This is a genomic window from Streptomyces sp. NPDC006012 (assembly GCF_042871185.1).
Taxonomy (GTDB): domain Bacteria; phylum Actinomycetota; class Actinomycetes; order Streptomycetales; family Streptomycetaceae; genus Streptomyces.
Genome location: NZ_JBIAIE010000043.1, coordinates 1 through 26,049, shown reverse-complemented (window position 1 = coordinate 26,049; position 26,049 = coordinate 1). Strand labels below are relative to the sequence as shown.

Annotated in this window: 20 protein-coding genes and 2 pseudogenes; 5 read left to right on the top strand and 17 right to left on the bottom strand. The window is 73.0% G+C overall.

The window, feature by feature from the left end; all coding sequences use genetic code 11:
• Positions 1–269 precede the first annotated feature (269 nt).
• Positions 270–557 (bottom strand): 30S ribosomal protein S15, encoded by a 288-nt coding sequence (rpsO, locus tag ACFYPJ_RS37495; protein WP_307677652.1) that lies wholly within the window; start codon positions 555–557, stop codon positions 270–272.
• 349 nt (positions 558–906) lie between these two features.
• Between rpsO and ACFYPJ_RS37490 the strand changes: the two genes are divergently transcribed.
• Positions 907–1,218, top strand: a complete 312-nt coding sequence (locus ACFYPJ_RS37490; protein WP_389026355.1) for a DUF397 domain-containing protein — start codon at positions 907–909, stop codon at positions 1,216–1,218.
• Positions 1,219–2,040: 822 nt separating this feature from the next.
• The gene (locus tag ACFYPJ_RS37485; RefSeq protein ID WP_389026353.1) at positions 2,041–5,388 is read left to right on the top strand and encodes an SCO5717 family growth-regulating ATPase; all 3,348 of its coding nucleotides are present in this window, start codon (positions 2,041–2,043) and stop codon (positions 5,386–5,388) included.
• 186 nt (positions 5,389–5,574) lie between these two features.
• On the opposite strand, the gene ACFYPJ_RS37480 is transcribed toward ACFYPJ_RS37485, so the two are convergent.
• From ACFYPJ_RS37480 to rimP, 10 genes and pseudogenes are all read right to left on the bottom strand, one after another.
• Complete coding sequence (locus ACFYPJ_RS37480) at positions 5,575–6,522, bottom strand: bifunctional riboflavin kinase/FAD synthetase (protein WP_389026351.1); 948 nt, start codon at positions 6,520–6,522, stop codon at positions 5,575–5,577.
• A gap of 180 nt (positions 6,523–6,702) precedes the next feature.
• Positions 6,703–6,840, bottom strand: a complete 138-nt coding sequence (locus ACFYPJ_RS37475; protein WP_389026349.1) for a hypothetical protein — start codon at positions 6,838–6,840, stop codon at positions 6,703–6,705.
• A 974-nt stretch (positions 6,841–7,814) separates the two neighbouring features.
• Positions 7,815–9,605 (bottom strand): annotated as a pseudogene (locus ACFYPJ_RS37470) (trypsin-like peptidase domain-containing protein); the annotation flags it as partial.
• Positions 9,606–10,144: 539 nt separating this feature from the next.
• Positions 10,145–11,050 carry a tRNA pseudouridine(55) synthase TruB gene (gene truB, locus ACFYPJ_RS37465; protein WP_389026347.1) on the bottom strand — a complete coding sequence of 302 codons (906 nt, stop codon included), beginning with the start codon at positions 11,048–11,050 and terminating at the stop codon, positions 10,145–10,147.
• Positions 11,047–11,499 (bottom strand): 30S ribosome-binding factor RbfA, encoded by a 453-nt coding sequence (gene rbfA, locus ACFYPJ_RS37460; protein ID WP_389026345.1) that lies wholly within the window; start codon positions 11,497–11,499, stop codon positions 11,047–11,049. Before rbfA ends, truB begins: the two co-directional genes overlap by 4 nt.
• Before the next feature lie 39 nt (positions 11,500–11,538).
• A complete protein-coding gene (locus ACFYPJ_RS37455; RefSeq protein ID WP_389026343.1) occupies positions 11,539–11,832 on the bottom strand; it encodes a DUF503 domain-containing protein in 294 nt (97 codons plus the stop codon).
• Between the two features lie 229 nt (positions 11,833–12,061).
• Positions 12,062–15,178 carry a translation initiation factor IF-2 gene (infB, locus tag ACFYPJ_RS37450; protein ID WP_389026341.1) on the bottom strand — a complete coding sequence of 1,039 codons (3,117 nt, stop codon included), beginning with the start codon at positions 15,176–15,178 and terminating at the stop codon, positions 12,062–12,064.
• A 163-nt stretch (positions 15,179–15,341) separates the two neighbouring features.
• Positions 15,342–15,623 carry a YlxR family protein gene (locus ACFYPJ_RS37445; RefSeq protein WP_389026338.1) on the bottom strand — a complete coding sequence of 94 codons (282 nt, stop codon included), beginning with the start codon at positions 15,621–15,623 and terminating at the stop codon, positions 15,342–15,344.
• A gap of 108 nt (positions 15,624–15,731) precedes the next feature.
• Positions 15,732–16,748 (bottom strand): transcription termination factor NusA, encoded by a 1,017-nt coding sequence (nusA, locus tag ACFYPJ_RS37440; RefSeq protein ID WP_389026336.1) that lies wholly within the window; start codon positions 16,746–16,748, stop codon positions 15,732–15,734.
• 2 nt (positions 16,749–16,750) lie between these two features.
• Positions 16,751–17,320 (bottom strand): ribosome maturation factor RimP, encoded by a 570-nt coding sequence (gene rimP / locus ACFYPJ_RS37435; RefSeq protein WP_389026334.1) that lies wholly within the window; start codon positions 17,318–17,320, stop codon positions 16,751–16,753.
• A 194-nt stretch (positions 17,321–17,514) separates the two neighbouring features.
• On the opposite strand from rimP, the gene ACFYPJ_RS37430 reads away from it, so the two are divergent.
• The 3 genes from ACFYPJ_RS37430 (at position 17,515) to ACFYPJ_RS37420 (ending at position 19,646) form a co-directional block, all read left to right on the top strand.
• Entirely contained in the window at positions 17,515–18,042 is a 528-nt protein-coding gene (locus ACFYPJ_RS37430) for a hypothetical protein (RefSeq protein ID WP_389026332.1), read from the top strand.
• A gap of 83 nt (positions 18,043–18,125) precedes the next feature.
• On the top strand, positions 18,126–18,626 hold the full coding sequence (locus ACFYPJ_RS37425; RefSeq protein ID WP_389026330.1) for a ferritin-like domain-containing protein: 501 nt from the start codon (positions 18,126–18,128) through the stop codon (positions 18,624–18,626).
• Between the two features lie 111 nt (positions 18,627–18,737).
• Complete coding sequence (locus ACFYPJ_RS37420; protein WP_389026328.1) at positions 18,738–19,646, top strand: aminoglycoside phosphotransferase family protein; 909 nt, start codon at positions 18,738–18,740, stop codon at positions 19,644–19,646.
• Between the two features lie 130 nt (positions 19,647–19,776).
• Here ACFYPJ_RS37420 and ACFYPJ_RS37415 read toward each other — a convergent pair whose 3' ends face one another.
• The 6 genes and pseudogenes from ACFYPJ_RS37415 to ACFYPJ_RS37390 all read right to left on the bottom strand — a co-directional run.
• The gene (locus tag ACFYPJ_RS37415; protein WP_389026326.1) at positions 19,777–21,480 is read right to left on the bottom strand and encodes a proline--tRNA ligase; all 1,704 of its coding nucleotides are present in this window, start codon (positions 21,478–21,480) and stop codon (positions 19,777–19,779) included.
• Positions 21,481–21,520: 40 nt separating this feature from the next.
• A complete protein-coding gene (locus ACFYPJ_RS37410; protein ID WP_389026324.1) occupies positions 21,521–22,090 on the bottom strand; it encodes a GNAT family N-acetyltransferase in 570 nt (189 codons plus the stop codon).
• Between the two features lie 259 nt (positions 22,091–22,349).
• Positions 22,350–23,195, bottom strand: a complete 846-nt coding sequence (locus tag ACFYPJ_RS37405; RefSeq protein WP_389026322.1) for a GNAT family N-acetyltransferase — start codon at positions 23,193–23,195, stop codon at positions 22,350–22,352.
• Positions 23,196–23,294: 99 nt separating this feature from the next.
• The gene (locus tag ACFYPJ_RS37400; RefSeq protein WP_389026320.1) at positions 23,295–25,109 is read right to left on the bottom strand and encodes an alpha-L-fucosidase; all 1,815 of its coding nucleotides are present in this window, start codon (positions 25,107–25,109) and stop codon (positions 23,295–23,297) included.
• Positions 25,106–25,381 carry a hypothetical protein gene (locus ACFYPJ_RS37395; protein WP_389026318.1) on the bottom strand — a complete coding sequence of 92 codons (276 nt, stop codon included), beginning with the start codon at positions 25,379–25,381 and terminating at the stop codon, positions 25,106–25,108. Before ACFYPJ_RS37395 ends, ACFYPJ_RS37400 begins: the two co-directional genes overlap by 4 nt.
• Before the next feature lie 547 nt (positions 25,382–25,928).
• Positions 25,929–26,049, bottom strand: a pseudogene (locus ACFYPJ_RS37390) (4-hydroxy-3-methylbut-2-en-1-yl diphosphate synthase); the annotation flags it as partial.

Sequence of the window (26,049 nt, the reverse complement as noted above, 5' to 3'; positions counted from 1 at the left end):
CCGTGTGGCAGGGGGACGGTTGCGGAGAAGCGCTCCGTCTGGTGCGGGCCGGTCTTCGATCGAAGCACCCGGGGCTCGTTCCCCCGGGGGCCACTACCGAGGACCGGCGGCGGCGAGGTGCGCTTCTCCTTCTTCGTTGTCTTGCTGTGTCGTCCGTATTGCGTTGTGCCACCACACTACAAAGCGTGAGTGACACTCCGCACGTTTCCGCACGTACACCAAAGGGAGCGGCCCCCGATCGTCCCGGGAACCGCTCCCTTCACGGCGTTCTACTTGGCGCCCGCCGCACCGCGGCGGATGCCGAGGCGGTCGACCAGGGCGCGGAAGCGCTGGATGTCCTTCTTCGCCAGGTACTGCAGCAGGCGACGGCGCTGACCGACGAGGATCAGCAGACCGCGACGGGAGTGGTGGTCGTGCTTGTGCGTCTTGAGGTGCTCGGTCAGGTCCGAGATCCGGCGCGACAGCATGGCGACCTGGACCTCGGGGGAGCCGGTGTCGCCCTCCTTGGTACCGAACTCGCTGATGAGCTGCTTCTTCGTGGCGGCGTCGAGCGACACGCGTACTCCAATTGTCTGTGAGTGCCCGCGAGTGCCCCCGGTCTTAGTCTCGGGGGAGCTTCCACAACTCGGAGGCGGGATCCGTCCTGCGCGGCCTCCGGGGCCCGTGAGGGACTCCGGTGGTGCGCACACAGACGGTCGTCACTCAGGTTACCAGGCACGTACGGGCGCCTGTGCCGCGGTCCTCGAAGGCTCCGCGGACGCCCAGGGGGCCACTAGGGTGAACGCCCGGATCACCGGGTCACCGGACCGCCTGGACCACCGATCGCTGCAGCAGAGATCAGGGTGTACCCGGGGCGTCCATGGTGCACCCGGTCAATGACGGACGTCGGGAAGGGGTCGCTGCGGCATGGCGGAGACGGCGGAGGAGATCAAGGCGCGCAAGGAACGGGAGCGCGACGAGCTGTACGCGCTCGACATCTCGGACGTCGAGTGGCTCAGCGCGCCCGGTACGGAGGAACACGAGGAGCGGGTCGAGATCGCGTACCTGCCCGCCGGCGCGGTGGCCATGCGGTCGTCCCTGGATCCGGACACCGTGCTGCGGTACACGGAGGCGGAGTGGCGGGCGTTCGTGCTCGGCGCGCGGGACGGGGAGTTCGACCTGGATCCGGCGCCGCAGGACGGGGCACCCACGGCGGACGGGGCGCCCGCGGCGGAGTGAGCCGGGCACGCGCGCGTGGGGGCGCGCAGGGGGTCCCTCCGGTGCGCCGGGCCTGTCCCCCGCGCCGCGTTCTCCCTGCGTGCGCGTGTCTCCCCCGTTCTCCTCCGTAGGGTCAGCTCGCTCGCACGTTCTCCCCCGTAGGGTCAGGTCGCTCGCGCCGCGCCGGCTTCCGTCGTGCCGCGCCTTGTCGTCTCACCTCGCCTCGCCGGTGGCGACCTCTGCCGCGCACGAATCGCCTGCCGCTCCCCTCATCGGGTCCCCTCGGTCGGGTCCCCTCGGTCGGATTCGCTCACCGGATTCACTCACCGGATTCGCGCGTCGGCTCGGCCCGCCGGATGGCACCGCTGCCGCCGCTGCCACCGGCCATGTACCCGGGCGCGCAACCGGGGTTCGCCCCGGCGGACGCGAAAACGGCGGCGAGACGTTTTTCTCATGTCATCCCGTTCACCCCGCGCGGTTCGTCAATCTCCTTACGGGGCACGTCGATTCAGACCCGGTGAATGTCATCCAGCGCGCCGTTCCGTCGCGCTTGTTCATATTTGTCGCCCGGATTGTTCACCGATACGCGGACTGTGTACGGCACTTCAGGGCAGTGTGTGACGGAGTGGGCGCAGGCTCAGGGGTGGACGGGCCTGCCGGGGTGGGGGCGTCGGTGATTAGGCTGGGAGTGGGCGTGCTGCCGGTACCCGTGGACGGGACGTCGGCGCCTCAGGGGGAGGGCCGGTGGATCGGACTACCTCGAACGACAACGGACGACTGAGAACGACACGAGATGGTCGCCCACGGCACGGCGCGAGGGTGCTCGACCAAGCAGGAGGAACTGTGAGCAGCGATCGGGACGGGATCCGCGGGGGCTGGGCCACACCCGGCGATGACCAGCCCGACGCGGAATCGGCCTTCGAGACGACCGGCGAATTCACCATCGACTACGCACCGCCCGCCTGGTACACGCAGAACGCGGCGGAAACAGGGGGGCCGTCCGGTTCCGGGGCGCCCGGATCCTCCGGGCCGTCCGGGTCATCCAGTTCGTCGGAGGTGTCCGGGAGTTCGGAGCAGGCGGGTGGGGTCCCGGGCCCCGGTACCTCTCCCTCCGCACCTCCGCGGCGTGCGCCGTTCCCGCCCGGTGCGCCGATTCCGGGTCTGACTCCGCCGCCGCACGCGCGGCCCGCCGGAGCCTCGGCTCCCGGAACTCCCGCGCCCGGAGCGCCGTTCACCCCGCCTGCTCCGGGGGCCGGAGCGCCGTTCACCCCGCCCGCTCCGGGGCCCGGTGCGCCGTTCACCCCGCCCGCTCCGACGACCGGACCGGGGGCACCGTTCGCGCCGCCCGCGGCACCCGCCGGGGGTCCCGCCGCGGTGCCGAAGCTGCCCGTGGGCAGCGGGTTCGAGCCGCAGCAGCAACCGCAGCCGCAGGTACAGCCACGGCCACAGCAGCAACCGCAGCCGGAGACCGATCCCGCGTCGCCCACGGCCGTACCGACCATTCCCGCCGGGGGATTCCAGCAGTGGTCGACGGCCGCGCCCGCGGCTCCCGCCGTACCGGCGCCCACCGCCGCCGACGCCGACGACGAGGAGCAGCCGGACAACGGCGACTTGGAGAGCGGCGACACGGTGCGGTTCTCCTCGGTCGCGCTGCGGCGCGAGATCGCGGAGATCGCCGAGGACGCGAGGCGGTTGGCCGCGGTCGGCAAGGCGGACTCCGCGGCGGCCGAGGTCGCCGAGCCCGCATCGGGCGGCGGTGAGGAGGAGGCGTCGGCGGCCAGGGCGACGGCCGACGAGGACGAGCCGGCCGACGGCACGGCGGCCGTGCGTGCGACGACCGCGCCGGGCGCCGACATCGACACCAATGCCGACGCCGAGAACACGGATGCCGACGGCCACGACGACGCCCTGACCGGCGACGACCCCCAGGACGGGCAGCCCGAGAGCGACTCGGTGACCGGGGCCGATGCCGGGGCCGATGCCCAGGCCGAGGGAGGAAAGCCGGGTTCGCTTGTTGTTTTCGCCGGCCCGGCGGACGCGGGCGCGGCCACCGACGCCGTCGCGGACTCGGACCTCGATCCGCATACGGGTACGACGCTTACGACGGGTACGGGCACAAGTACCGATACGGACGATACGGATACGGACACGGACGCGGAGGCCGTCGGCGCCGGACCCGCGGACGCGGTCAAGGCGGCCGCGGACGAGGACCGGAACCCGGACGCCGGTACGGCTCCGGACGACGGCGCCGTACCCCCCGCTCCCCCGGCGCCGCAGGACGCCGCCCCCGCCTGGCCGCCCGTGCCGGCGCCGCAGGGCGGGCTGCCGCCGTTGCCGCCCTCGTACCAGCCCGCCGCGCCCACGCCCGCCGCCCAGTGGCCGGTGCAGCCGACGCCGGGGCAGCCCACGCCCGGCCAGGCACCCCCGCAGCCGCCCGCCTCCGAGGCTCCGGCGGAGTCTCCGCAGCAGCCGGCCTTCCAGCCGCAGGCTCCGCAGCCCGCGCCCGCCGCCTGGAACCAGCCTGCCCCGCAGCCCGGCCAGCCGTACACGGGCGGCGCTCCCGCGGCCCCACAGCCCCCGGCGCCCAACCCGCCGCAGGGCGGCTACGGCTTCCCGCAGCCCGGAGTCCCGGGGCCGCAGGCCCCGTACGGCCCGACACCCCAGGCCCCGTACGGTCCGACGCCCGCCGATCCCGCGGCGCGCGCCGGACAGCCGCAGGCCGGAGGGGCGCCCGAACAGCCGCAGGCCGGACAGCCCCAGGCCGGCTACGGCTTCCCGCAGCCGCAGGCCGGACAGCCCCAGCCCGGCTACGGCTTCCCGCACCCGCCCGCCCAGTCCGGCGGTTACGGCTTCCCGCAGGCCCCTGCGCATCCCGAGCAGGCCGCCCAGCAGCCCGTCGATCCCCGGACCGGCGCCGCCTGGCCGCAGCCGGTGCAGCACGACCAGCGGCAGCCGACCAACCCCGGTGCCGCGCCGCTCGGTTACACCGCGGCCGTGGAACTGTCCTCCGACCGACTGCTCAACAACAAGCGGCAGAAGCCCAAGAGCGGCCGGACGGCCGCCGCGCCCTCCCGGTTCAAGATCGGCGGGAAGAAGGAGGAAGCGGAGCGGCAGCGAAAGTTGCAGCAGATCCGCACCCCCGTGCTGTCCTGCTACCGGATCGCGGTGATCAGCCTCAAGGGCGGCGTGGGCAAGACGACCACGACGACCGCGCTGGGCGCCACCCTCGCCAGCGAGCGGCAGGACAAGATCCTCGCCATCGACGCGAACCCCGACGCCGGTACGCTCGGCCGCCGGGTGCGCCGCGAGACCGGGGCGACCATCCGCGACCTCGTCCAGGCGATCCCGTACCTCACCTCGTACATGGACATCCGGCGCTTCACCTCGCAGGCCCCGTCCGGTCTGGAGATCATCGCCAACGACGTGGACCCGGCGGTCTCCACGACCTTCAACGACGAGGACTACCGGCGCGCGATCGACGTGCTCGGCAGGCAGTACCCGGTGATCCTCACCGACTCGGGCACCGGACTGCTCTACAGCGCGATGCGCGGGGTGCTCGACCTCGCCGACCAGCTCATCATCATCTCCACGCCGTCCGTGGACGGTGCGAGCAGCGCCAGCACCACGCTGGACTGGCTCTCCGCGCACGGGTACGCCGACCTCGTGGCGCGGTCCATCACCGTGATCTCCGGGGTGCGCGAGACCGGCAAGATGATCAAGGTCGAGGACATCGTGGCGCACTTCGAGACCCGCTGCCGTGGCGTGATCGTGGTGCCCTTCGACGAGCACCTGGCCGCCGGTGCCGAGGTCGACCTCGACATGATGCGGCCGAAGGTGCGCGAGGCGTACTTCAACCTCGCCGCCATGGTGGCCGAGGACTTCACCCGGCACCAGCAGGCGCACGGCCTGTGGACCAGCGACGGCAACCCGCCGCCGGTGGCCGCTCCGCCCATGCCGGGCCAGGCGGCTCCCGGCCAGCCCTACCAGCAGGTCCCGGGGCAGTACCCGTATCCGCAGCAGGGGCAGCCCTACCCCCAGCCCACCGCGGCCCAGCCGCCCTATCCGCAGCAGGCGGGACAGCAGTCGTACGCGCAGCCCGGACATCTCCAGGCCGGACATCCGCAGCCGGGTCAGCAGCCGCAACCGGGACAGCAGCCGCAGCAGCCCCCGCAGACGCCGCCCCAGCAGTAGGGCGCGACGCCGCAGCAAGGGGCGAAACAGCGGTACGGGAAGACGAAAAGGCGAAGGGCGGCCGGTGCCTCACCGCACCGGCCGCCCTTCGGCGTCATGGTCGCGCTCCGGTCGCCGTCGACGACCGCGGGCCCTCCCGCACGGCCCACGGCGGGCCGCCACGGGGCGGTCACCGGCCGACCGCGGCTACCCGTCCGCCGCGATCAGCTCCCGGCAGCGCTTCACGTCGTCGGCCATCTGCTCCAGCAGGGCCTCCAGCGAGTCGAACTTCGCCTGCCCGCGCACGTACGCCAGGAAGTCCACGGCGACGTGCAGCCCGTACAGGTCGAGGCCCACCCGGTCGATGGCGTACGCCTCCACCGTGCGCTCCGTGCCGTCGAACTGCGGGTTGGTGCCGACGGAGACGGCGGCCGGCATGATCTCGCCCTGGGCGTGCAGATAACCGGCGTACACGCCGTCAGCCGGGATCGCGGTGTGCGGCAGGGTCTCGACGTTGGCGGTCGGGAAGCCCAGCTCGCGACCGCGCTGGGCACCACGGACCACGATGCCCTCGACGCGGTGCGGGCGGCCCAGGATCTCGCGGGCGCCCGCCACGTCGCCCTCGGCGACCAGGCGCCGGGTGAGGGTCGAGGAGAACGGCTCGCCGCCGCCCGCCGCACCGGTCACGTACAGGTCGACGACCTCGACGTCGAAGTCGTAGACCGTACCCTGCTCGGTGAGGAACTCGACGTTGCCGGCCGCGCGATGACCGAAACGGAAGTTCGGGCCCTCGACGACCGCCTTGGCGTGCAACTTGTCGACCAGGACCTTCACGACGAACTCGGCGGGCGAGAGCTTGGAGAACTCGGTGGTGAACGGCAGGATCAGGACCGCGTCCACGCCCAGCTCCGCCATCAGCTCGGCCCGGCGGTGGTGCGGGGCGAGCAGCGGGGGGTGGCTGCCCGGGCGGACCACCTCGCTGGGGTGCGGATCGAAGGTCACCACGACGGAGGGGACGCCCAGCTCACGGGCGCGGTCCACGGCGTGCCTGATGATCAGCTGGTGGCCGCGGTGGACTCCGTCGTAGGAACCGATGGTGACGACGCTGCGCCCCCAGTCCTCGGGGATGTCCTCCAAGCCACGCCAGCGCTGCACTGTGACCGCTCCTCGAAACCGTGTCCGTTTCTACCTGACCGCTTACGCAGGTCTAAGGGTGCCATGCCGGGTGCCCCCGGCCCGCATCGGTACGGGTGCTGTGACCGGGCGCACGTGCGGACCGTTCATCCGGACCGTTCCTGTGCGGGCGCCCTGACCACCGAGGGTACGGAATCCGCCTCACGCGGGGACCCGCACGCCCGCCAGGCTGCCGAGCGTCCGGCGTGTGCTCGGCCCCACCACGGCGGCCCATTCCTCCGGGGTGTCGGCGAGCCAGCGGACCATCAGCGCGGCGAAGCCGGGAACCTGCCGGCCCACATCGAGCAGGACGCGTTCGAAGCGGGCCGCGCCGTCGGGGATGCGGATCAGGAGCCGGCCGGTGTGGTGGACGAGCTCGCGGACGTCGTTGTCGCCGCCCCGCGCCGCCGCGTGCAGCAGGGCGTCCAGGACGGTGGGGTCGTGTTCGTGGGCGAGCAGGAACTCCAGGCGGCGTCCTCGCTGCGGCCGGCACCGGCACCGGCACCGGACCGGCCGTCGGCACCGGCGGTGAGGAACCAGGCGACGGCGTCCAGGTACCGGGGGCCCGGCCCGTGCGCCGCCCCCTTCGGCTCAGCCGGCCGGCCCGCGGCGCCCCGTACCGGCTCGTCCGCCAGGATCAGTTCCCGCAGCAGGTCGAGGCGGGCGTCGATGGTCAGCGGCAGGACGGTCCAGAAGGCGGGGGCGAAGCCGGGCGGTACGAGACGGCCGTCCTGCCGCCAGGCCACGATCCGGTCGGCCAGCTGGTGCAGCACCGGGAGGTACGGCGTCGCGTCGGGCACGCCCAGCAGGGCCCCGGCGAGGAGGCGGGCGGCCCACCAGGAGTCGGGGCCCTGCCGGGTGTCCAGGGCGTGGACCAACAGCTCCAGGTGCCGGCCGAGTCGACGAGGGTGCCGCCCGCGGTGGAGGTGCAGCAACGCCTGGATCACCGGCCCGGCGCGGTGGTGCGGGACGGGCAGCGGGCGCGCGCCGGTGTCCGGGTGGTGGACCAGGGCGCGCAGGGCCGCGTCCAGGTCGAGGTGCAGGCCCTGGATCCAGTCGGCGAACTCCTCGTGGGCGAAGCGGTAGCCGTCCCCTGCGGGCACCAGAAGCCCCTCGGCGAGTACGGCGGAAGCCCAACCGGTGACCCTGCCGGTGCCGAGCCCGGCACCGGGGCCGGCTCCGCCGCCGTGCCGGGCCGGGCCGGGTCCCCAGGGGAACAGCGACTCGAAGGACGCCCGGTCCAGTTCGCCCTGTCCGGGGCCCAGGCTGCGGCGGGCCGCCTCGTGGATCCGTCCGGAGACCCGGGCCGCGAGCCGGCGTACGGCGCTACCGCGCAGCCCGCTTCCGTCGGCGAGGCGGACCGCGATGCGCAGGCACATCAGGTCGAGATGGGCCAAGAACACCTGGTGGCGGTCGAGGGGCGGGGCGGCGGGTGCGTCCGGCAGGGCGGCCCGGACCTCGGCGAGCAGGCGCAGGGTGAGGGGGTGGCGGTCGTCGTGGTCGGTGAGGGCTCCGTCGGGGACGGCGTACCGGGAGCGGGCACGGCGGGCCTCGACGGGTGTGAACTCGGCCAGGCGCACGCAGGCCGGCGGCACGGCGGCGGCACCGGTGCCGCTACCCGCGCCGGCCATGGCGCCCGTGCCGATACCGATGTCTGTGCCTGTGCCTGTGCCGGTAATGGCGCCGGTGCCGGTGTCCGTGCCGGTAATGACGCCGGTACCTGTGGCGGTACCCGACCCGGTGCCGGTGTCGGGCGTGCCCGAGTACAGCGACTCCCGGGGGAACTCCCTCCCGGCGTCCTCCCAGTACTCCTCCCGGCAGGCGATGACGAGCCGTGCCCCGGTCGACCGCAGCCAGTCCGCCGTCGCCTCGGTCCATTCGGCGGACCGGCGGGCGAGGGCGGGCGGCATCTCCTCGGGGCCGTCGAGGAGCAGCAGCAGGGGGCGGCCGGCCCGTTCGGCGAGGCGGGCCAGCCGCTCGGGGGTGAGGTCGCCGAGGTCGCCGGGGCGCAGGGACCGGGCAGCCGCGACGATGCGGGCCGCCCGGACCAGGGCGCGACGCGCCGCGTCTGCGACCGACCCGTCGACGGCCGCGAGGTCGGCGCCGCGCAGCCACAGCGTGGGTGCCGGAACGGGTTCGCGGCCTCGCCGGGCGGCGAGGGCGGCGAGTTCCGTCGTACGACCGCTACCCGGGGCGCCGACGAGGGCGAGCACCGAGCGGTCGCTCTCCGCGAAGGACATCAACTGCCGTGCGACAAAAGGCCGTTGGACGACCTCCACCGGTTCGAGGGCGGCGCTGCCGAGCGTGCCGACGTAGCCGGCGAGGGCACCGGGCGGGCCGTCCTGACCGACCGAGGTGGCGGTGATCTCCATTACGCCCGCCAGGTTGAGGTCGGCGCCGTAGGCGGGCACCGTCGCCGCGTTGCGGGCGAGCAGGTCGGCGAGCCGATCCTCGTCCGCGTCGGCCGCCTCCCCTTCCCGGGCGGTACAGGAGGGAGCCGGCCGCAGCGGCACCGCGAAACCGACGTCGCGGTGGCCGGACCGCAGCGCGGTGCCGAGGACGGCCACCACGGCGCCGGTCCGCGCGTCGAGCACGGGTCCCCCGGCGGCCCCGCCGCCCAGCCGCAGCTCGTCCCGCCCCGCTGTGCCGATCGCCAACTCCACCGCGCCGTCGAGGAGATGGAAGCGGTCCGTGGCCGTGTACGTCACCTCGGTCGCGCCGAGCACCCGCGCCTCGCGCCAGCGGCCCGCGGCGATCCAGACGTACATGCCGGTCTCGATCCGCTCCCGCACGGTGACCGGGATCGGATCCGCGCCGAGGCCGTCGGTGCGTACGAGTGCCAGGTCCAGCCGGGGCAGTGGAGTGACCGCGCCGGCGGTGACCACGCAGGTACGCCCGCCCGCGTGCAGGACCAGCCGGGCGAGGCCGTCGACGGCCTCGTGGCTGGTGATCACGGTGCCGTGGTGGTCGGCGGTGAAACCGGTGCCGCGCGGCCGTCCGGCCAGGTCGCGGATCTGTACGAGGGCGTCGTCCGGGACACCCGCCACGCGCCGCGCACACAGCATGCCGTCAGGACCGTCAACACCTTCAGGACCGCCGGGGCCACCAGGACCGCAGGCGCCGGCCACGCCGCCCGGACCGCCCAGCCCGCCCGAACCACGCGCATACCCGGTGCCGGCGGAATCGTTCGCACCACCCACGCCGCCCGGCCCGCCAGCACCACCCGAACTGACCGCACCCCCCGGCCCGTCCGCACCACCCCTACCGTTGCGCGGCGACCGCGCCCCGTCCCCGGCACGACCCCCCGTACCGTCCGCCGTCCGGCGGCCGCCCCCGGCCCGCGGGCCCCGTACCGCCATGGTCGAACCTCCCGCCCCTGCTCACGCGCCCTGCCTTCGACGGTAGGCGCCGCAGTGATCAGCGGGACAGGTCGCGTGCCGAAAGCGCCCCCTTCCACTCCCCTGGTTCACTCCGAGCGCCCGCCCGGCAGGGTGAATTGGCGGGGGCGGCTGGATAACCCTAGGGGTGGGGGAACCGAGGGGGGACCGTGGAGCGGCGGCAGTCGAACACCCCGTGCTCCGCCGCTCCACGGGACAGCAGCAGGTCAGCCGAACACGGCCAGACTCTTCGCCTTCCCCTGCTGGTCCTCGACGAGCGCGAGGAAGCGGCCCTCCGGGTCGAAGACCGCGACGGGACCCGAGGAGGCGTACGCGTCGGGCATCTCCAGCCGTACGCCGTTGAGGAGCAACCGGCCCCGCTTGGCGTCCACGTCCCAGCGGGCGAAGGCGGCGGCCGCCGCCTCGGCGACCGGCATCACGGTCAGTTCCCGCTGAAGCTGGTCCAGGGTCCGTGCCGAGTCCAGTTTGTACGGTCCGACACGGGTGCGGCGCAGCGCGGTGAGGTGGCCGCCGACGCCGAGGTCGGCGCCCAGGTCGCGGGCGAGGGCACGGATGTAGGTGCCGGAGGAGCAGACGACCGAGACCACGAGGTCGCGTACCGGGGTGCCGTCCGCGGCGGCGGCCTCCCGGACGTCGTACACCGTGAAGGCGGAGATGGTGACCGGCCGGGCGGGGATTTCGAAGTCCTCGCCGTCCCGGGCCCGTTTGTAGGACCGGACTCCGTCGATCTTGATGGCGCTGACCTTGGACGGCACCTGCATGATGTCGCCGGTCAGCTTGGCGATGCCGGCGTCGATGGCGTCGCGGGTGACGGCGGCGGCGCTGGTGGAGGCGGTGATCTCGCCCTCGGCGTCGTCGGTGAGCGTGGTCTGGCCGAGCCGGATGGTGCCCAGGTACTCCTTCTCCGTCAGGGCGAGGTGCCCGAGGAGCTTTGTCGCCTTCTCGACGCCGAGGACGAGGACACCGGTCGCCATCGGGTCGAGGGTGCCGGCGTGCCCGACGCGGCGCGTGCGCGCGATGCCGCGCATCTTGGCGACCACGTCGTGCGAGGTGAAGCCCGACGGCTTGTCGACGATGACGAGGCCGTCGGGCGTGGTGTGCTTGCTGGTCATGCTCCGGCGTCGTCCGTTTCGTCGTCCGATCCGGGCTTGCGGTACGGGTCCGCTTCACCGGCGTAGTCCGCTCCCGCGGACGCCTCGCGCACCTGCGCGTCGGAGGCGCGCGCCCGGTCGAGCAGGTCCTCGATGTTCCGGGCGTTGTCCGGCAGGGCGTCCGCGACGAAGGTGAGGGTCGGCGTGAACTTCACGCCGGCCGCGCGGCCGACCTCGGAGCGCAGGATGCCCTTGGCGCTCTCCAGTCCGGCCGCGGCGGACTTCCGCTCCTCCTCGTCGCCGTACACCGTGTAGAAGACGGTCGCCTCCCGCAGGTCCCCGGTGACCCGGGTGTCCGTGATGGTCACGTGCGTGCCGAGCCGCGGGTCCTTGATCCCGCGCTGCAGCTTCTGGGCCACCACCTCTCGGATGAGGTCCGCCAGCCTTTTCGCCCGCGCGTTGTCGGCCACTGGTCCGTCTCCCGTTCTTTCTTCTTCTGCGTTCTGTGGTCAGTCGTCGTCGCCGTGGAATTGCCGCCGGACGGACAGCAGTTCCACCTCGGGGCGGCCGGCGACCATCCGTTCGCACCGGTCGAGTACGTCGCTCAGGTGCCCCGCGTCGCCGGAGACCAGCGCAAGGCCGATCACGGCCCGGCGGTGGAGGTCCTGGTGGTCCACCTCGGCCGCGCTCACCGCATACTTCCGCTGCAGTTCGGCGACGATCGGGCGGACGACGGAGCGCTTCTCCTTCAGCGACCGCACGTCGCCGAGGAGGAGGTCGAAGGACAGCGTCCCCACGTACATGTGTGTATCCGGATGACCCGCCGGTACGGGATCGATGGCCCTGCCATCGGGATCGGCAGGGACATCAAGAACGGTACCGCGTGCCTGCCGGTGGCTCGACGGGGTTTCCGGGGCACCGCTTGCAGCGGGCAGGCGCGAGGCTCCGCCCCTCGCCCCCCGGTCTGCTGGAAAAGGGGCACTGACCGGCGGGACCAGAGTCCCGCCGGTCAGTGTCAGAACCTGTCGGTCCCTACACCCGCGGCTTCTCGCGCAGCTCGTAGGTCGCGATGACGTCATCGATCTTGATGTCGTTGAAGTTGCCGAGGTTGATACCGCCCTCGAACCCTTCGCGGATCTCGGTGACGTCGTCCTTGAAGCGACGCAGGCCGTCGATGTTGAGGTTCTCCGCGACGACCTTGCCGTCGCGCAGCAGGCGCGCCTTGCTGTTGCGCTTGACCTCGCCCGAGCGGATGAGCACACCGGCGATGTTGCCCAGCTTGGACGACTTGAAGACCTCGCGGATCTCCGCCGTACCCAGCTCGACCTCTTCGAACTCCGGCTTGAGCATGCCCTTGAGGGCCGCCTCGATCTCCTCGATCGCCTGGTAGATGACCGAGTAGTACCGGACGTCCACGCCTTCGCGCTCGGCCATCTGCTGCGCACGGCCCGCCGCGCGCACGTTGAAGCCGATCACGATGGCGTCGGAGCCCATCGCCAGGTCGATGTCGGACTCCGTGACCGCACCGACGCCGCGGTGCAGGACCCGGATGTCGACCTCTTCGCCGACGTCCAGCTGGAGCAGCGAGGACTCCAGTGCCTCGACGGAGCCGGAGGCGTCGCCCTTGATGATCAGGTTCAGCTGCTGGACCTCGCCGGCCTTCAGCACCTTGTCCAGATCCTCCAGGGACACGCGGCGCGTGCGCTTCGCGAAGGCCGCGTTGCGCTCGCGGGCGGCGCGCTTCTCCGCGATCTGGCGGGCCGTACGGTCCTCCTCGACCACGATGAAGTTGTCACCGGCACCCGGCACGTTGGTCAGACCGAGCACCTGGACCGGCGTGGACGGACCCGCCTCGGCGACGTTGTTGCCGTTGTCGTCGAGCATGGCCCGCACGCGGCCGTAGGCGTCGCCGACGACCATCGTGTCGCCGACCCGCAGGGTGCCGCGCTGGACCAGGACGGTGGCGACGGCGCCGCGACCGCGGTCGAGCCGGGACTCGATCGAGATGCCCTGCGCGTCCTGGTTCGGGTTGGCCCGCAGGTCCAGGGCGGCGTCGGCGGTCAGGACGACCGCTTCCAGCAGGCTGTCGATGTGCAGGCCCTGCTTGGCGGAGATGTCGACGAACATCGTGTCGCCGCCGTACTCCTCGGCCACCAGGCCGTACTCGGTCAGCTGACCGCGCACCTTGGTCGGGTCCGCGCCCTCGACGTCGATCTTGTTGACCGCGACCACGATCGGCACCTCGGCCGCCTTGGCGTGGTTCAGCGCCTCGACCGTCTGCGGCATCACACCGTCGTTGGCCGCGACCACGAGGATCGCGATGTCCGTCGACTTCGCACCGCGGGCACGCATGGCGGTGAACGCCTCGTGACCCGGGGTGTCGATGAAGGTGATCGCCCGGCCCGCGCCGTTGACCTCGGTCGCGACCTGGTAGGCACCGATGTGCTGGGTGATGCCGCCGGCCTCGCCCGCGATGACGTTCGTCTTGCGGATGGCGTCGAGGAGGCGGGTCTTGCCGTGGTCGACGTGACCCATGACGGTGACGACCGGCGGGCGGACGACCAGGTCGTCCTCCGAGCCCTCGTCCTCGCCGAACTCGATGTCGAAGGACTCCAGGAGCTCGCGGTCCTCCTCCTCCGGGCTGACGATCTGAACCGTGTAGTTCATCTCGCCGGCGAGGAGGTGCAGGGTCTCGTCGGAGACCGACTGCGTCGCGGTGACCATCTCGCCGAGGTTCATCATGACCGCGACGAGCGACGCCGGGTTGGCGTTGATCTTCTCCGCGAAGTCGGTGAGCGACGCGCCGCGGGAGAGACGGATGGTCTCGCCGCCGCCGCGCGGCAGCATCACGCCGCCGACGCTCGGGGCCTGCATCGCCTCGTACTCCTGGCGACGCTGCCGCTTCGACTTGCGGCCACGACGCGCCGGACCGCCGGGACGGCCGAAGGCACCCTGCGTGCCGCCACGGCCACCGGGACCGCCCGGACGACCGCCGAAGCCGGGACGGCCGCCACCGCCGCCGCCGCCACCGAAGCCGCCACCGCCGCCACCGCCGCCGGGACGGCCGGCGAAGCCGCCGCCACCACCGGGACGACCGCCGCCGCCACCGCCGCCGGGACGGCCGGCGAAGCCGCCACCGCCGCCGGGACGACCGCCGCCGCCACCGGGACGGCCGGCACCGGCCGGACCGCGCCCGCCGGGACCGCCGCCACCCGGACGCGGGCCGGCAGCCGGACGCTGGGGCATCATGCCGGGGTTCGGACGCGGACCGCCGGGACCGCCGCCGCCGGGACGCGGACCGCCCTGCGGGCGCGGCATGCCGGCCGGAGAGGGACGGCCGGAGGAACCGGAGTGACCACCGGGAGCCTGCGGACGCGGCCCGCCGCCCTGGGCGCCGGGCGCCTGCGGACGAGGGGAACCGCCGGGACCGCCGGGACCCGGGCGCGATCCCTGCGGCCGGGGCGCCTGCGGGCGCGCCATGCCGGTGGAACCGCCGGACGTGAAGGGGTTGTTGCCCGGTCGCGGACCGGCCGGACGGGCACCGGGACGCGGACCCTGGCCGCCGGAACGCGGGGCACCCTGCCCCGGACGGGCCTGGCCCTGGCCGGAGGCACCCGGACGACCGCCGGGCTTGGGCCCGCCGGGACGGGCACCGGGACGCGGACCCTGGGCAGCCGGGGACGGCGCCGGAGCCGACGGCGGAGCGGTGAACTCCGGCGTGGTGGGTGCCGCCGGGGCCGGACGGGGCGCGGGCTTGGGGCCGGGCCGCGGGCCGGAGGCCGACGTGGTGGGTGCCGCCGGGGCCGCGGGCTGCTGGGCCGCGGGCTGCTGGGCCGCCGGAGGCCGGGGGGCACCCGGCTTCGGGGCAGCCGGACGGTCTCCCGCTGCCTTGGTGGCGGGGGAGGCGCCGGCGGCCTGTGCCGGGGCCGGCGCTGCGGGCTTGGGGGCTGCCTTGCGCGGGGCGGGCTTGGCGGCGGACCTGCCGTTGCCGCCGCCCTGGAAGGCGTCAGTCAGCTTGCGTACTACGGGCGCCTCGATCGTCGAGGACGCCGAACGGACGAATTCACCGAGTTCCTGGAGCTTGGCCATGACGACCTTGCTCTCCACACCGAACTCCTTGGCGAGTTCGTAGACCCGGACCTTAGCCACTTCGCTCCTTTTAGGTCCGGGTTGCGGCCGGACCGTCGCTAGTTCATGGGCGTACTCATCGCGTACTCATCGAGTGCTCATCGCAATCTCGACCTGCTTTCGACTCGCGAGGTACCTGACCGCACGGGGTTCCGCGCGACACGTCTTTCCCTGCCGTGTTGCCTCAGCAACTGTGTGTCTGCTCGACGTACCGGCGCAACGCCATTACGTCGAGCGGTCCCGGGACGCGCAGCGCCCGTGGGAACGCCCGGCGGCGCTCCGCCTGATCGAGACAGACCAGGACGGGGTGCACATAAGCACCCCGGCCGGGCAGCGTACCGCGAGGATCGGGGACACACGCGTCCCCGGCCACCACGATGCGCAACAGTTCGATCTTGGCCGCTCGCTGCCTGCACCCCACACAGGTGCGCTCAGGGCATGCGCGGGCTCGCGTCCGGCCAGACACTGCTAAGTCTACCTCCCCGCACCGACCTCACTCCTTCGAGGGGAAGATCGAACGGTTGTTGTCGTGATCCAAGCCGCCTGTGACTCGGATCTATTCCCTCCGCCCGGGTCACTGCTGCTCGGACGGCCGCTCGCGCGGTTGCTCGGCGGGCTGCTCGGTGTCCGGGCGGATGTCGATCCGCCAGCCCGTGAGCCGGGCCGCGAGCCGGGCGTTCTGGCCCTCCTTGCCGATCGCCAGCGACAGCTGGTAGTCCGGCACGGTCACCCGGGCGGAGCGGGACGCCAGGTCCACGACCTCCACCTTCGACACCCGTGCGGGCGACAGCGCGTTCGCCACCATCTCCGCCGGGTCGTCCGACCAGTCGACGATGTCGATCTTCTCGCCGTTCAGCTCGCCCATCACGTTCCGCACCCGGCCGCCCATCGGGCCGATGCAGGCGCCCTTGGCGTTCAGGCCCGAACGGGTGGAGCGGACAGCGATCTTGGTGCGGTGACCGGCTTCCCGGGCGATCGCGGCGATCTCCACGGAGCCGTCGGCGATCTCCGGCACCTCCAGCGCGAAGAGTTTCTTCACCAGATTGGGATGTGTGCGCGAGAGGGTGACCGACGGGCCCCGCACGCCCTTCGCCACCCGGACGACGTACGAGCGCAGCCGCATGCCGTGCGGATAGGTCTCGCCGGCCACCTGCTCCTGCACCGGCAGGATCGCCTCCAGCCGGCCGATGTCGACGAGCACGTTCTTCGGGTCGCGGCCCTGCTGCACCACACCGGTGACGATGTCGCCCTCGCGGCCGGCGTACTCGCCGAGCGTCGCGTCGTCCTCGGCGTCGCGCAGCCGCTGCAGGATGACCTGCTTCGCGGTGGTGGCGGCGATCCGGCCGAACCCGGACGGGGTGTCGTCGAACTCCCGGGGCTCCTGGCCCTCTTCGAGGTCCTCGGGGTCCTCCTTCGCCCACACGGTCACGTGGCCGGTCTCCCGGTTGAGCTCCACGCGCGCGTGCCGGCGGCTTCCCTCGGTGCGGTGGTAGGCGATGAGGAGGGCCGACTCGATCGCCTCGACCAGCAGGTCGAAGGAGATCTCCTTCTCCCGTACCAAGCCCCGCAGGGCGCTCATGTCGATGTCCACGGCTACGCCTCCTCTTCCTTCTTGTCGTTCGTGTCGGTCACGTCGGTCGTGTCGTCGGCGTCGTGCCCGGCGGGCTCCGCCTGGGACGGGTCGCTGTCCTTGCGGTTGAACTCGACCTGCACGCGTGCCTTGGCGATGTCAGGGAAGGCCAGCTTGCGCGTGGTGGCCTTGCGGCCCTTCACGCCGGGCACTTCGAGGTCGAGGCCCGCCTCGTCCACGGCGAGGATCCGGGCCACCAGGTCGCCGCCCTCGTGCAGCTGGAACTTCACCAGGCGGTCGGTGGCCCGTACGAAGTGGCGGTACTCGGTCAGGGCGCGCTCCGCTCCCGGGGTGCCCACCTCCAGGTCGTACGCGCCCGCACCCATCACGTCGGTCTCGTCGAGCTTCGCCGAGAGCGCGCGGCTCACATCGGCGATCCGGTCCAGATCGGCACCGGTGTCGGAGTCGACGACGACACGCAGCACCCGCTTGCGTCCCACGGTGTCCACCGCGACCTCTTCGAGATCGAGTCCCTGTGAGGCGACGAGCGGTTCCAGCAGTTCCCGCAGCCTCTCGCTCTGGGTGGTGCTCATCCGGGTGACTCCTCGGCCGCGTGTGCTGTTGTGGGATGGGGCGTGTGTCTGGTCAAAGGGTATCCGGTCGCGGGGGGTGTTGCCGTCCACCTGCGCACGAGCGGTGCCGGTGACCGGCGCCCGGTGGACACGCGGGTACGGTGATCACGAGCGTGCCCCCTTCTCGTCGTACGAGTTCCCCGAGGACGTCTGCCGTGCCCCTCTCCCCGTCGTCGCGCGCCCTTCCGGGGCCGCGGAGAAGAACCCTGCTCACCTCGGCTGCCGGAACGGTCCTGCTCGTGGGCTGCTCCGGCGGGAACGGGGATTCCGGCACCACCGGCGCCGGCCCGTCGGCCGACGAACGGGCACGCGCGCGTGCCGCCCGGGACAGCCGGGAGCTGGCGGCGCGGTACGACGCCGTGCTCGCCGCCCATCCGGACCTGGCCCAGCGGCTGCGGCCGCTGCGGGCGGAGGTGGCGGCGCACGCGAAGGCGTTCGGGGCGGGGGCGAAGGACCCGTCGCCGACCGAGTCCACGACGGCCGCCGGGTCCGCGGGTCCGGCCGCCGCGGTCCCCGCGGACCGTGCGAAGGCGCTGGCGTCGCTGGCCACCGCCGAACGCGACCTCGCCGACCGGCGGGCCAAGGCCCTGCTGGAGGTCCCGGGCGAGCTGGCCCGGCTGCTGGCGTCGGTGGCAGCGGCCGGGGCGGCGCACACGTATCTGCTCACGGACGGCGGCAAGTGAACGGGACGGCCGAACGGCACGACCGACGGGACGACCGAACGGACGCGCCCGGCTCGCCGGGCAGCGCGGGAGGAGGGCGCCGAGTGAGCGAGGCCAAGGACAGCGGGCTGACAGCGCTGCAGGCGGCGCTGGCCGCCGAGCACGCGGCCGTGTACGGGTACGGGGTGGTCGGCGGACGGGTCGCGACGGGACGGCGGGCGCAGGCGCAGGCGGCGTACGACGCGCACCGGGCACGGCGGGACGCGCTGGAGCGCGAGATACGCGACCGGGGCGCCCGGCCGGTCGCGGCGAGCGCCGCCTACGCGCTGCCGTTCCCGGTGCCGGATGCGGCCACGGCGCTGCGGCTCGCCGCCGAGTTGGAGGAGCGCGTCGCCGGGGTCTACTCCGACCTCGTGCGGGCGGTAGCGGGCGAGCGGCGCGGCACGGCCGCGCTGGCGCTGCGGGAGGCCGCGGTGCGGGCGGTGGGCTGGCGCGGGGAGAGCGTAGCCTTCCCTGGTCTCGCCGAACGGGCCGGCACGAGCGCGCCGACCGGGACGGACCCGGCGTCGGCACCGGCGACGGCTCCGGTGACACGGACGCCGTAGTCCCCTGGCTGAGGGACGGCGATACGCACGGATGGCGGGACGGACCGCAGGACCGTACCTACGGACCGACGGCGGCGCAGGCTCGTACAGCAGGAAAGGAACGACTCGCGCATGGCTTTCGAATCGCCGCGGCGTCTGGCGCGTGCGCTCGGTGAGACGGCACCGGACGGTGACGACTGGCTGGAGAAGCTGCCCGAGGCGGTCCGGCAGGCGGTCGTGCTACGCGAGTTGACCGTGGAACGGGTGCAGGTACCGGGCGGGCGCAGCAGCCTGGTCGTGCTGGTGCGGCGGGCCGACGGGTCACCGGCGGTGCTGAAGCTGGCGCCGCGCCGGGCCCGGCCGGAGAGCGAGCGGGCGGCGCTCGCGCACTGGGACGGTCGGGGTGCCGTCCAGTTGCTTGAGCCCTTTCTCGCCGAGGGCGAGCTGCTGCTTGAGCGGCTGCACCCGGACGTGTCGGTGCGTTCGCTGCCGGAGGCGAAGGCCCTGCTGGAGGCGGCGGGGACGCTGCGCCGGCTGTGGGTGGAGCCGCCCGGCGGGGACGCGGCGCATCCGTTCGAGACGGTGGCCGAGCGGACCGCCCGGCAGGCGGCGGCGATGCGGGCCGGGGCCGTTGCGGACGCCGAGCTGGTGCCGCTGGTCGACGCGGCGCTCGCGGTCCGCGAGGAACTGCTCGCCGCGCCGCCCGAGCACCGGCTGCTGCACGGCACGTTCCGGCAGAGCAAGGTGCTTGCCGGGGAGCGGATGCCGTGGCTCGCGGTCGGGCCGGACCCGGTGGTCGGCGAGTGCGCCTTCGACCTGGCCCGGCTGGTCCGGGACCGGGTGGAGGACCTGATCGCCTCGTCCTCGGGCTCGGCGACCACCCGGCGGCGGGTGAAGCGGCTCGCCGAGGCACTGGACGTGGACCAGGAGCGCCTGCGCGGCTGGACGCTGTTCCGCGCGGTGGAGTCGGGGGTACGGGCCCGCCGCGTCGGCCGCGGCCGGGACGCGGAACTGCTCCTGGAGTTCGCCGGCTGGCTCTAGCCAGGACGTGTTTCGAAAGCAGCGTCGCGGCCCCGGCGGGACCTTCGAAACACGCCGTAGGGGGTACGGGTTCCGTCTGCCGTCGGTCCTGGGCGAACACCGGCGCGGCACGGCCGCGCCGGTGGAACGCTCAGCGGGAGGTCAGGCGGGTGATCGCCGCGTCGATCGTCAGTTCCTCGCGCTCTCCGGTCCTGCGGTCCTTCAGTTCCAGGACGCCGTCGCCCGCGCGACGGCCCGCCACCAGGATCTTCGGCACGCCGATCAGCTCGGAGTCCGTGAACTTCACGCCCGGGGAGACGCCGGCCCGGTCGTCGACCAGGACCCGCAGGCCCGCGGCGGCCAGCCGCTCGGAGACGTCGAGGGCGACCTCGGTCTGCAGGGCCTTGCCCGCGGCCACCACGTGCACATCGGCCGGGGCGACCTCCGCGGGCCAGCACAGGCCCTGCTCGTCGGCGCTCTGCTCGGCGAGGGCGGCGACCGCGCGGGAGACGCCGACGCCGTAGGAGCCCATGGTCACCCGGACCGGCTTGCCGTTCTGGCCGAGGACGTCGAGCTTGAGGGCGTCGGCGTACTTGCGGCCCAGCTGGAAGATGTGGCCGATCTCGATGGCGCGGTCCAGTGTGAGGCCGGTGCCGCAGTTCGGGCAGGGATCGCCCTCGCGGACCACCACGACATCGACGTACCGGTCGACCTCGAAGTCACGGCCGGCGACCACGTTCCTGGCGTGCGTGTGCTCCTTGTTGGCGCCCGTGATCCACGCCGTGCCCGGCGCCACGCGCGGGTCGGCGACATAGCTGACCTTCTCCAGGCCCTGCGGCCCGACGTAGCCGCGCACCAGGTCGGGGCGGTCCGTGAAGTCCTCGGCGGTGACCAACTCGACCGCGGCCGGGGCGAAGTGCGCCTCGACCTTGTCCATGTCGACCTCGCGGTCGCCCGGGACGCCCACGGCGACGATCTCGCCGTCCACCTTCACCAGGAGGTTCTTCAGGGTGGCCGAGGCCGGGACGCCGAGAGAGGCGGCCAGGGTCTCGATGGTCGGGGTGTCCGGGGTCGGGATCTCCTCCGGCGCGGGCACCAAGGAGCCGTCCACCGGCTTGAGTTCGTAGGTGATCGCCTCCGTGTTGGCGGCGAAGTCGCAGTTCGGGCAGTCCGCGAAGGTGTCCTCGCCGGCCTCGGCGGGGGCGAGGAACTCCTCGGACTTGGAGCCGCCCATGGCGCCGGCGGTGGCCGCGCAGATCCGGTAGTCGAGGCCGAGGCGCTCGAAGATCCGCTGGTACGCCTGCCGGTGCAGGGCGTAGGACCGGGCGAGGCCCTCGTCCTCCAGGTCGAAGGAGTACGAGTCCTTCATCAGGAACTCGCGGCCGCGCAGGATGCCCGCGCGGGGCCGGGCCTCGTCCCGGTACTTGCTCTGGATCTGGTAGAGGGAGATCGGCAGGTCCTTGTAGGAGGACACCTGGTCCTTCACCAGCAGGGTGAAAATCTCCTCGTGGGTCGGGCCGAGCAGGTAGTCGCCGCCCCTGCGGTCCTGGAGGCGGAACAGCTCCGGGCCGTACTCCTCCCAGCGACCGGTCGCCTCGTACGGCTCGCGCGGCAGCAGCGCGGGCAGCAGCACCTCCTGGGCGCCGATCGCGTCCATCTCCTCGCGGACGATGCGCTCCACGTTGGCGAGCACCCGCCTGCCGAGCGGCAGCCAGGACCACACGCCGGCGGCGGTACGGCGCACATAGCCGGCGCGGACGAGCAGCTTGTGGCTGAGGACCTCGGCGTCCGCCGGGTCGTCGCGCAGCGTCTTGGCCATCAACTGCGACATGCGCTGGACCGGTGCGTTCGCCATCTTCTCGTACTCCTGCCGGATAAGGGTGATGGCTAGGAGGTTAGCCGGGCGGTCGCCACGGCCGGAAATCCATTCCCGGGCGGCGGCCGCGCAGCGGCAGCGGGGCGCCCATGACCGCGTACGGCCTGGAGGCGCTCGGGAAGATGACCTGGCGGGCCAGATCCTGGTAGCCGAGGGAGTGGTAGAGGCCGCGGGCGGGGCTGTCGGTGTCGATCGCGGAGAGGATCGACCGGGGTTCGGCGGCCGAGTCGGTGATGCCGGTGATCAGGGCACGGCCGATGCCCCGGTTCTGGTGGTACGGGTGGACGTGCAGCTCGGTGATCACGAAGGAGCCGTCGAGCCACCCGTCGTGGCCCTGGGCCCGCAGATACGGCTCCACGACGGTGGACCACCAGTGGGTGCGGTCGTTGGGCATGCCGTACACGAACCCGACGAGCGCGCCCGCGACGGTCGCGCCGAGGGCCCTGGCCCCGGGATAGGTCATGTGGCGCAGGACGATGTGGCGGCGTACGGCGACCTCGTCGGCCTCCAGCCCGAAGGCGATGGCCTGGACGGCCAGGGCCTCGTCGACGCGTGTGGAGAGGTCCAGGGGGCCGATCACGAGGTCCATGGCCGGAGCCTACAGGTGGGTTTCGGTTGTCCGTGGGGCGCGGGATCGGTATGTGGTCACTCGCGCCACGGCCCGCACAGGACGGCCTGCACACGGCAGCTCCCGCCGGGCCCGTGCGTGGTCTGCCGCCCGACCACCCGTGTGTGACATCCCGCTCACCGTCCGCGTCCGGCGGCCTGGCGCACAGCCCACGATCCGCGGCCCGCACCCGACACCGGCCCGCCGCCATGCGGCCCGGAGCGCATGCAGCCCGGAGCGGTCAGAACAGGACGCTCATGAACTCCCCGGTCTCCTGGAAACCCACCCGGAGGTAGGCCCGCCTGGCCGGGGTGTTGAAGTCGTTCACGTACAGGCTCACCACGGGGGCCACGTCCGTCAGCGCGTAGCGCATGACCGCCGCCATGCCGGGGGCCGCGAGGCCCCTCCCCCGGTACTCGGGGGCCACCCACACGCCCTGGATCTGGCAGGCCCGGTCGGTGGCCGCGCCGATCTCCGCCTTGAACACGACCCTGCCGCCGTCGATCCGGGCGAAGGACCGGCCGGAGGCGACGAGTTCGGCGACCCGGGCCTGGTAGAGCAGTCCGCCGTCGCCCGCCAGCGGGGAGACGCCGACCTCCTCGGTGAACATCGCCACGCAGGCCGGCATGATCGTCTCCATCTCGTCCTTGCGGATGCGGCGGACCGAGGGGTCCGGGGCGATGGCGGCGGGCATCCGGTCGGTGACCATGAGCGGCTGACGGGCACGGACCTCGCGGGCCGGCCCCCAGTGCGGTTCGAGCAGGCGCCACAGCTCGGCGGTGGGTCCGGCGGGGCCGACGATGGAGGAGCAACGGCGGCCGGCCCGGCGGCCCCGGTCGGCGAAGGCGCGCACGGCCCGCGGGGTGGCGCAGATCGGGACCAGGTTGGCGCCCGCGTAGCACAGGGACGTCAGCATGCCGTCCTCGTACCAGCCCCACATCTCCCCGCCGAGCCGCCAGGGGTCGAGGCCGGCGACCTGTACGCGGGACGTCACGAAGGCGTTCGCGACCGGCTCGCGGTCGAGGACGGCGAGCGCGGCGTCCAGGTCGCTCGGTTCGAGCACCCGTGAGGTGGTCTGGGTCAACACGTGCGGGGCCTCACCCTGGGGGTTCTGCTGATCTCCGCACTGTACCCGCCGATTTTGTACCGCGCCGCCCCACGCGGGCGACGCGGTGCGAGCGGCCGGTCAGCCGTGGCCGGCGGGGTGGCCGTGGCCGACCTGGATCTCGTCGATGCGCAGTTGCCGGTAGTACGCGGGCACGGTCTCGGCGGACCAGGTGGTGGCGACGTCGAGGGTGAGGTAGCGGGCGCGCAGGCCGTCCGGGAGGTCGATGAAGCGGATGCCACGGGCGCTCTCCAGCACCCCGGCCCGCACCTCACGCCAGGTGCCGCCGTCCTCACTCACGGACACCGTGTAGTCCTTGATCCGCGCGGAGTCCTCCTTGCGGCCGAAGGTCTCCCGGTTGTACGTGGGTGACCACTCGCGCTGGTGGACGCCCAGGGAGTCGACCGGGCGGACCCGTCCCAGGTCGAGGGTGTAACGCGCGGGCAGTACGCCCTTGTTGTCGGTGTAGGTGGTGAAGTCGCCGTCGGTGAGGGCGGGTTCGCCCGCCCGTACGGTGCCGGCCGGGTAGATGCCCTCGCGGTCCGGCGCGGTGCGCACCTTGAAGACGGTGTCGTACGGGTCCCAGTCGGTGATCCCCCGCACGGTGAGGGTGCCGTCGCGCTGGTCGAAGTGGAGGCGCTCGCCGGTGCGCAGGTCGGTGACGCCCTGGACGCGGTAGCCGTTGTCGCGGATGCGGACCTGGTCACCGGTGGCGGGACGGGTGGTGACGTGGAGGTACTGGGTGGTGTCGGGGTGGTCGCGGCTGACGGTGAGGTAACCGTACGCGCCGTCGTTCCAACTGCCCGGCTGCATGCCGCCGTACAGGAAGCCGCCGCCCTGGACGCCGTGCAGGGACTCCCAGATGGGCGGGAGGTAGTCCTTCATGAGGTCGAGGAACTTCTCCTGCTGCGCGGGGAAGCGGCCGTCGGCCATGGCGGTGAAGTCCATCAGGGAGCGGACGGAGTTGCCCGCGTTGGCGATGTAGCGGTCGACGTTGAGGCCGGTCGAGACGGGGCGGTCCTGACCGTCGTACCACCAACTGCCGGTGTCGGGGACCTTGTAGCAGGACTCGGTCAGGCGGGGCAGCGGGGTCCAGATCGCCGACGGCTGGTCGTACGGCGGGGTCATCCCGGTCTTCTGCTCGTGGGACACCATGTCCATGATCGGGGTGTCCTCGTTGTTGTTGCTCAGCGTCATGTCCGGGCGCAGTCGGCGGATCTGCTCGTAGAGGCCGTGCTGCTCCCAGTACTCGTTGTCGTTGTCGATCCAGAAACCGGCCAGCTTCGGGTAGTTCCGCATGACCTCGAAGAAGTTGTCGTACGAGAACTCGCCGAAGCCGGCCCGGGTGGTGAGGTCGGCGTCGTGGCCCTTGTAGGCGGAGTAGGCGGCCGAGTCGAGGCTCTCGACGCCCTTCTCGTCGTGCCACTTCGGGTCGTCGGTCATGTAGAGGATGACCTTGAGGCCCTTGGCGGCGGCCGCGTCGACGAGTTCCCCGAGGATGTCCCGTTTCGTCGAACAGGAGCCCGGGATCGCCGAGGGCCAGGGGCGGGCGTAGCCGAGCCGGGAGTGGAAGGTGGCGAGCACGATGTAGCTCGCGCGGATCTTGCGGGCCTCGTCGACCCAGTAGTCCGGGTCCCAGCCGCCGTCGGTGACGGCGTGCTCCCAGGAGGCGCAGTCGTAGTGCGCGGGCGCGGTGAACATGCCCCAGTGCAGGAAGAGGCCCGCGGTGGCGTTGCGCAGCATGGTCCGGCGGGGCGGCTCGGCGGCGGACGCGGTGAGCGGGGCCGGGGGCGGGGCGGCCGGGGCCGCCTGGCCGGCGGGTGCCGTGAACAGGCCGCAGAGCAGGGCGAGTACAGCAGGCCACAGCAGTCGGGCGGCGTGCCTTCTTGGCCTCATGGGTGGGTGACCTCGTTTCCGTTGCCGAAGACCTTTTCCAGGACGAGATCCGGTGCGGACTCGATGACGCCGAGCCCGGCGATGTCCGTGAAGTCGCAGCGGGCGATGCGGATGTGGTGGACTCCGTCACCGAGACCGCACCAGGGGTCATCGGATGAATCACCGTCAGAAGCCGAAGGGAAGCCGATGGCGACGGCACCGGCCGCGCCACCGAGGCGAGGCTTTCCGGCCCTGCGGACATACGGCCTGGCCCTGAGCCTTGTTTCGAACACGACGGCTCCTGCGGGACGTCGGCCGGGACACGCCCGGCGGTGAGACAGCGCTTCCTCGGTCCGTGTGCTCGAACAACGTCCTGCGATACATCGGAGCTGTCAAGGGATCGCGCTCACACGGCGCGCCGCGCGCTCCGCCCGGAAGCCACCTGGCCGGAGCGGGCCGTCCGCCGCGGACTCCCGGCCGCCCAGGGGCCGCGGTCACGGCGTACCCGGGATGGGGCCGAACTCGGAGGGGTCGCGGGAGCCACCGCGCTCCTGGTGGCTGCGCAGGGGGCCGCCCACGACGAATCCGCGTAGCCGGTCCGCACCGACGACGTACAGGCGGACCGATTCGTCGACGGGGTAGAGCGGCGAGTCGACGGCGGACAGCGGACGCCCGGCGTCCCCGGAGGGCCGACGGCGGAGAGCGGAGAGCCGGCGGCAGCGAGCGCAGAGCCGCCGACGGACGGCTGCCGGCGGAAAGCGGTGACCCGGCGGCCGGCCGGCGGGTCCGCGGTGGTCGCCCGGAGAGCCGGATCCCCGTCCGGCTCCCGCGGGGTCGCGGTCAGCCGGCGACCGACACCGACGGCTCGCCCGACGCGGCGCCCTCGGCCTCCATCTGCTCGGCGAGCTTCATCGCCTCTTCGATCAACGTCTCGACGATCTTCGACTCGGGAACCGTCTTG

Excerpts from the sequence above, each read along its gene's own strand:
- truB (WP_389026347.1), bottom strand. The coding sequence starts at position 11,050 with ATGACCAGCAAGCACACCACGCCCGACGGCCTCGTCATCGTCGACAAG.
- ACFYPJ_RS37455 (WP_389026343.1), bottom strand. The coding sequence starts at position 11,832 with ATGTACGTGGGGACGCTGTCCTTCGACCTCCTCCTCGGCGACGTGCGG.
- ACFYPJ_RS37420 (WP_389026328.1), top strand. The coding sequence starts at position 18,738 with ATGGCTTTCGAATCGCCGCGGCGTCTGGCGCGTGCGCTCGGTGAGACG.
- ACFYPJ_RS37490 (WP_389026355.1), top strand. The coding sequence starts at position 907 with ATGGCGGAGACGGCGGAGGAGATCAAGGCGCGCAAGGAACGGGAGCGC.
- ACFYPJ_RS37410 (WP_389026324.1), bottom strand. The coding sequence starts at position 22,090 with ATGGACCTCGTGATCGGCCCCCTGGACCTCTCCACACGCGTCGACGAG.
- rimP (WP_389026334.1), bottom strand. The coding sequence starts at position 17,320 with ATGAGCACCACCCAGAGCGAGAGGCTGCGGGAACTGCTGGAACCGCTC.
- ACFYPJ_RS37400 (WP_389026320.1), bottom strand. The coding sequence starts at position 25,109 with ATGAGGCCAAGAAGGCACGCCGCCCGACTGCTGTGGCCTGCTGTACTC.
- ACFYPJ_RS37415 (WP_389026326.1), bottom strand. The coding sequence starts at position 21,480 with ATGGCGAACGCACCGGTCCAGCGCATGTCGCAGTTGATGGCCAAGACG.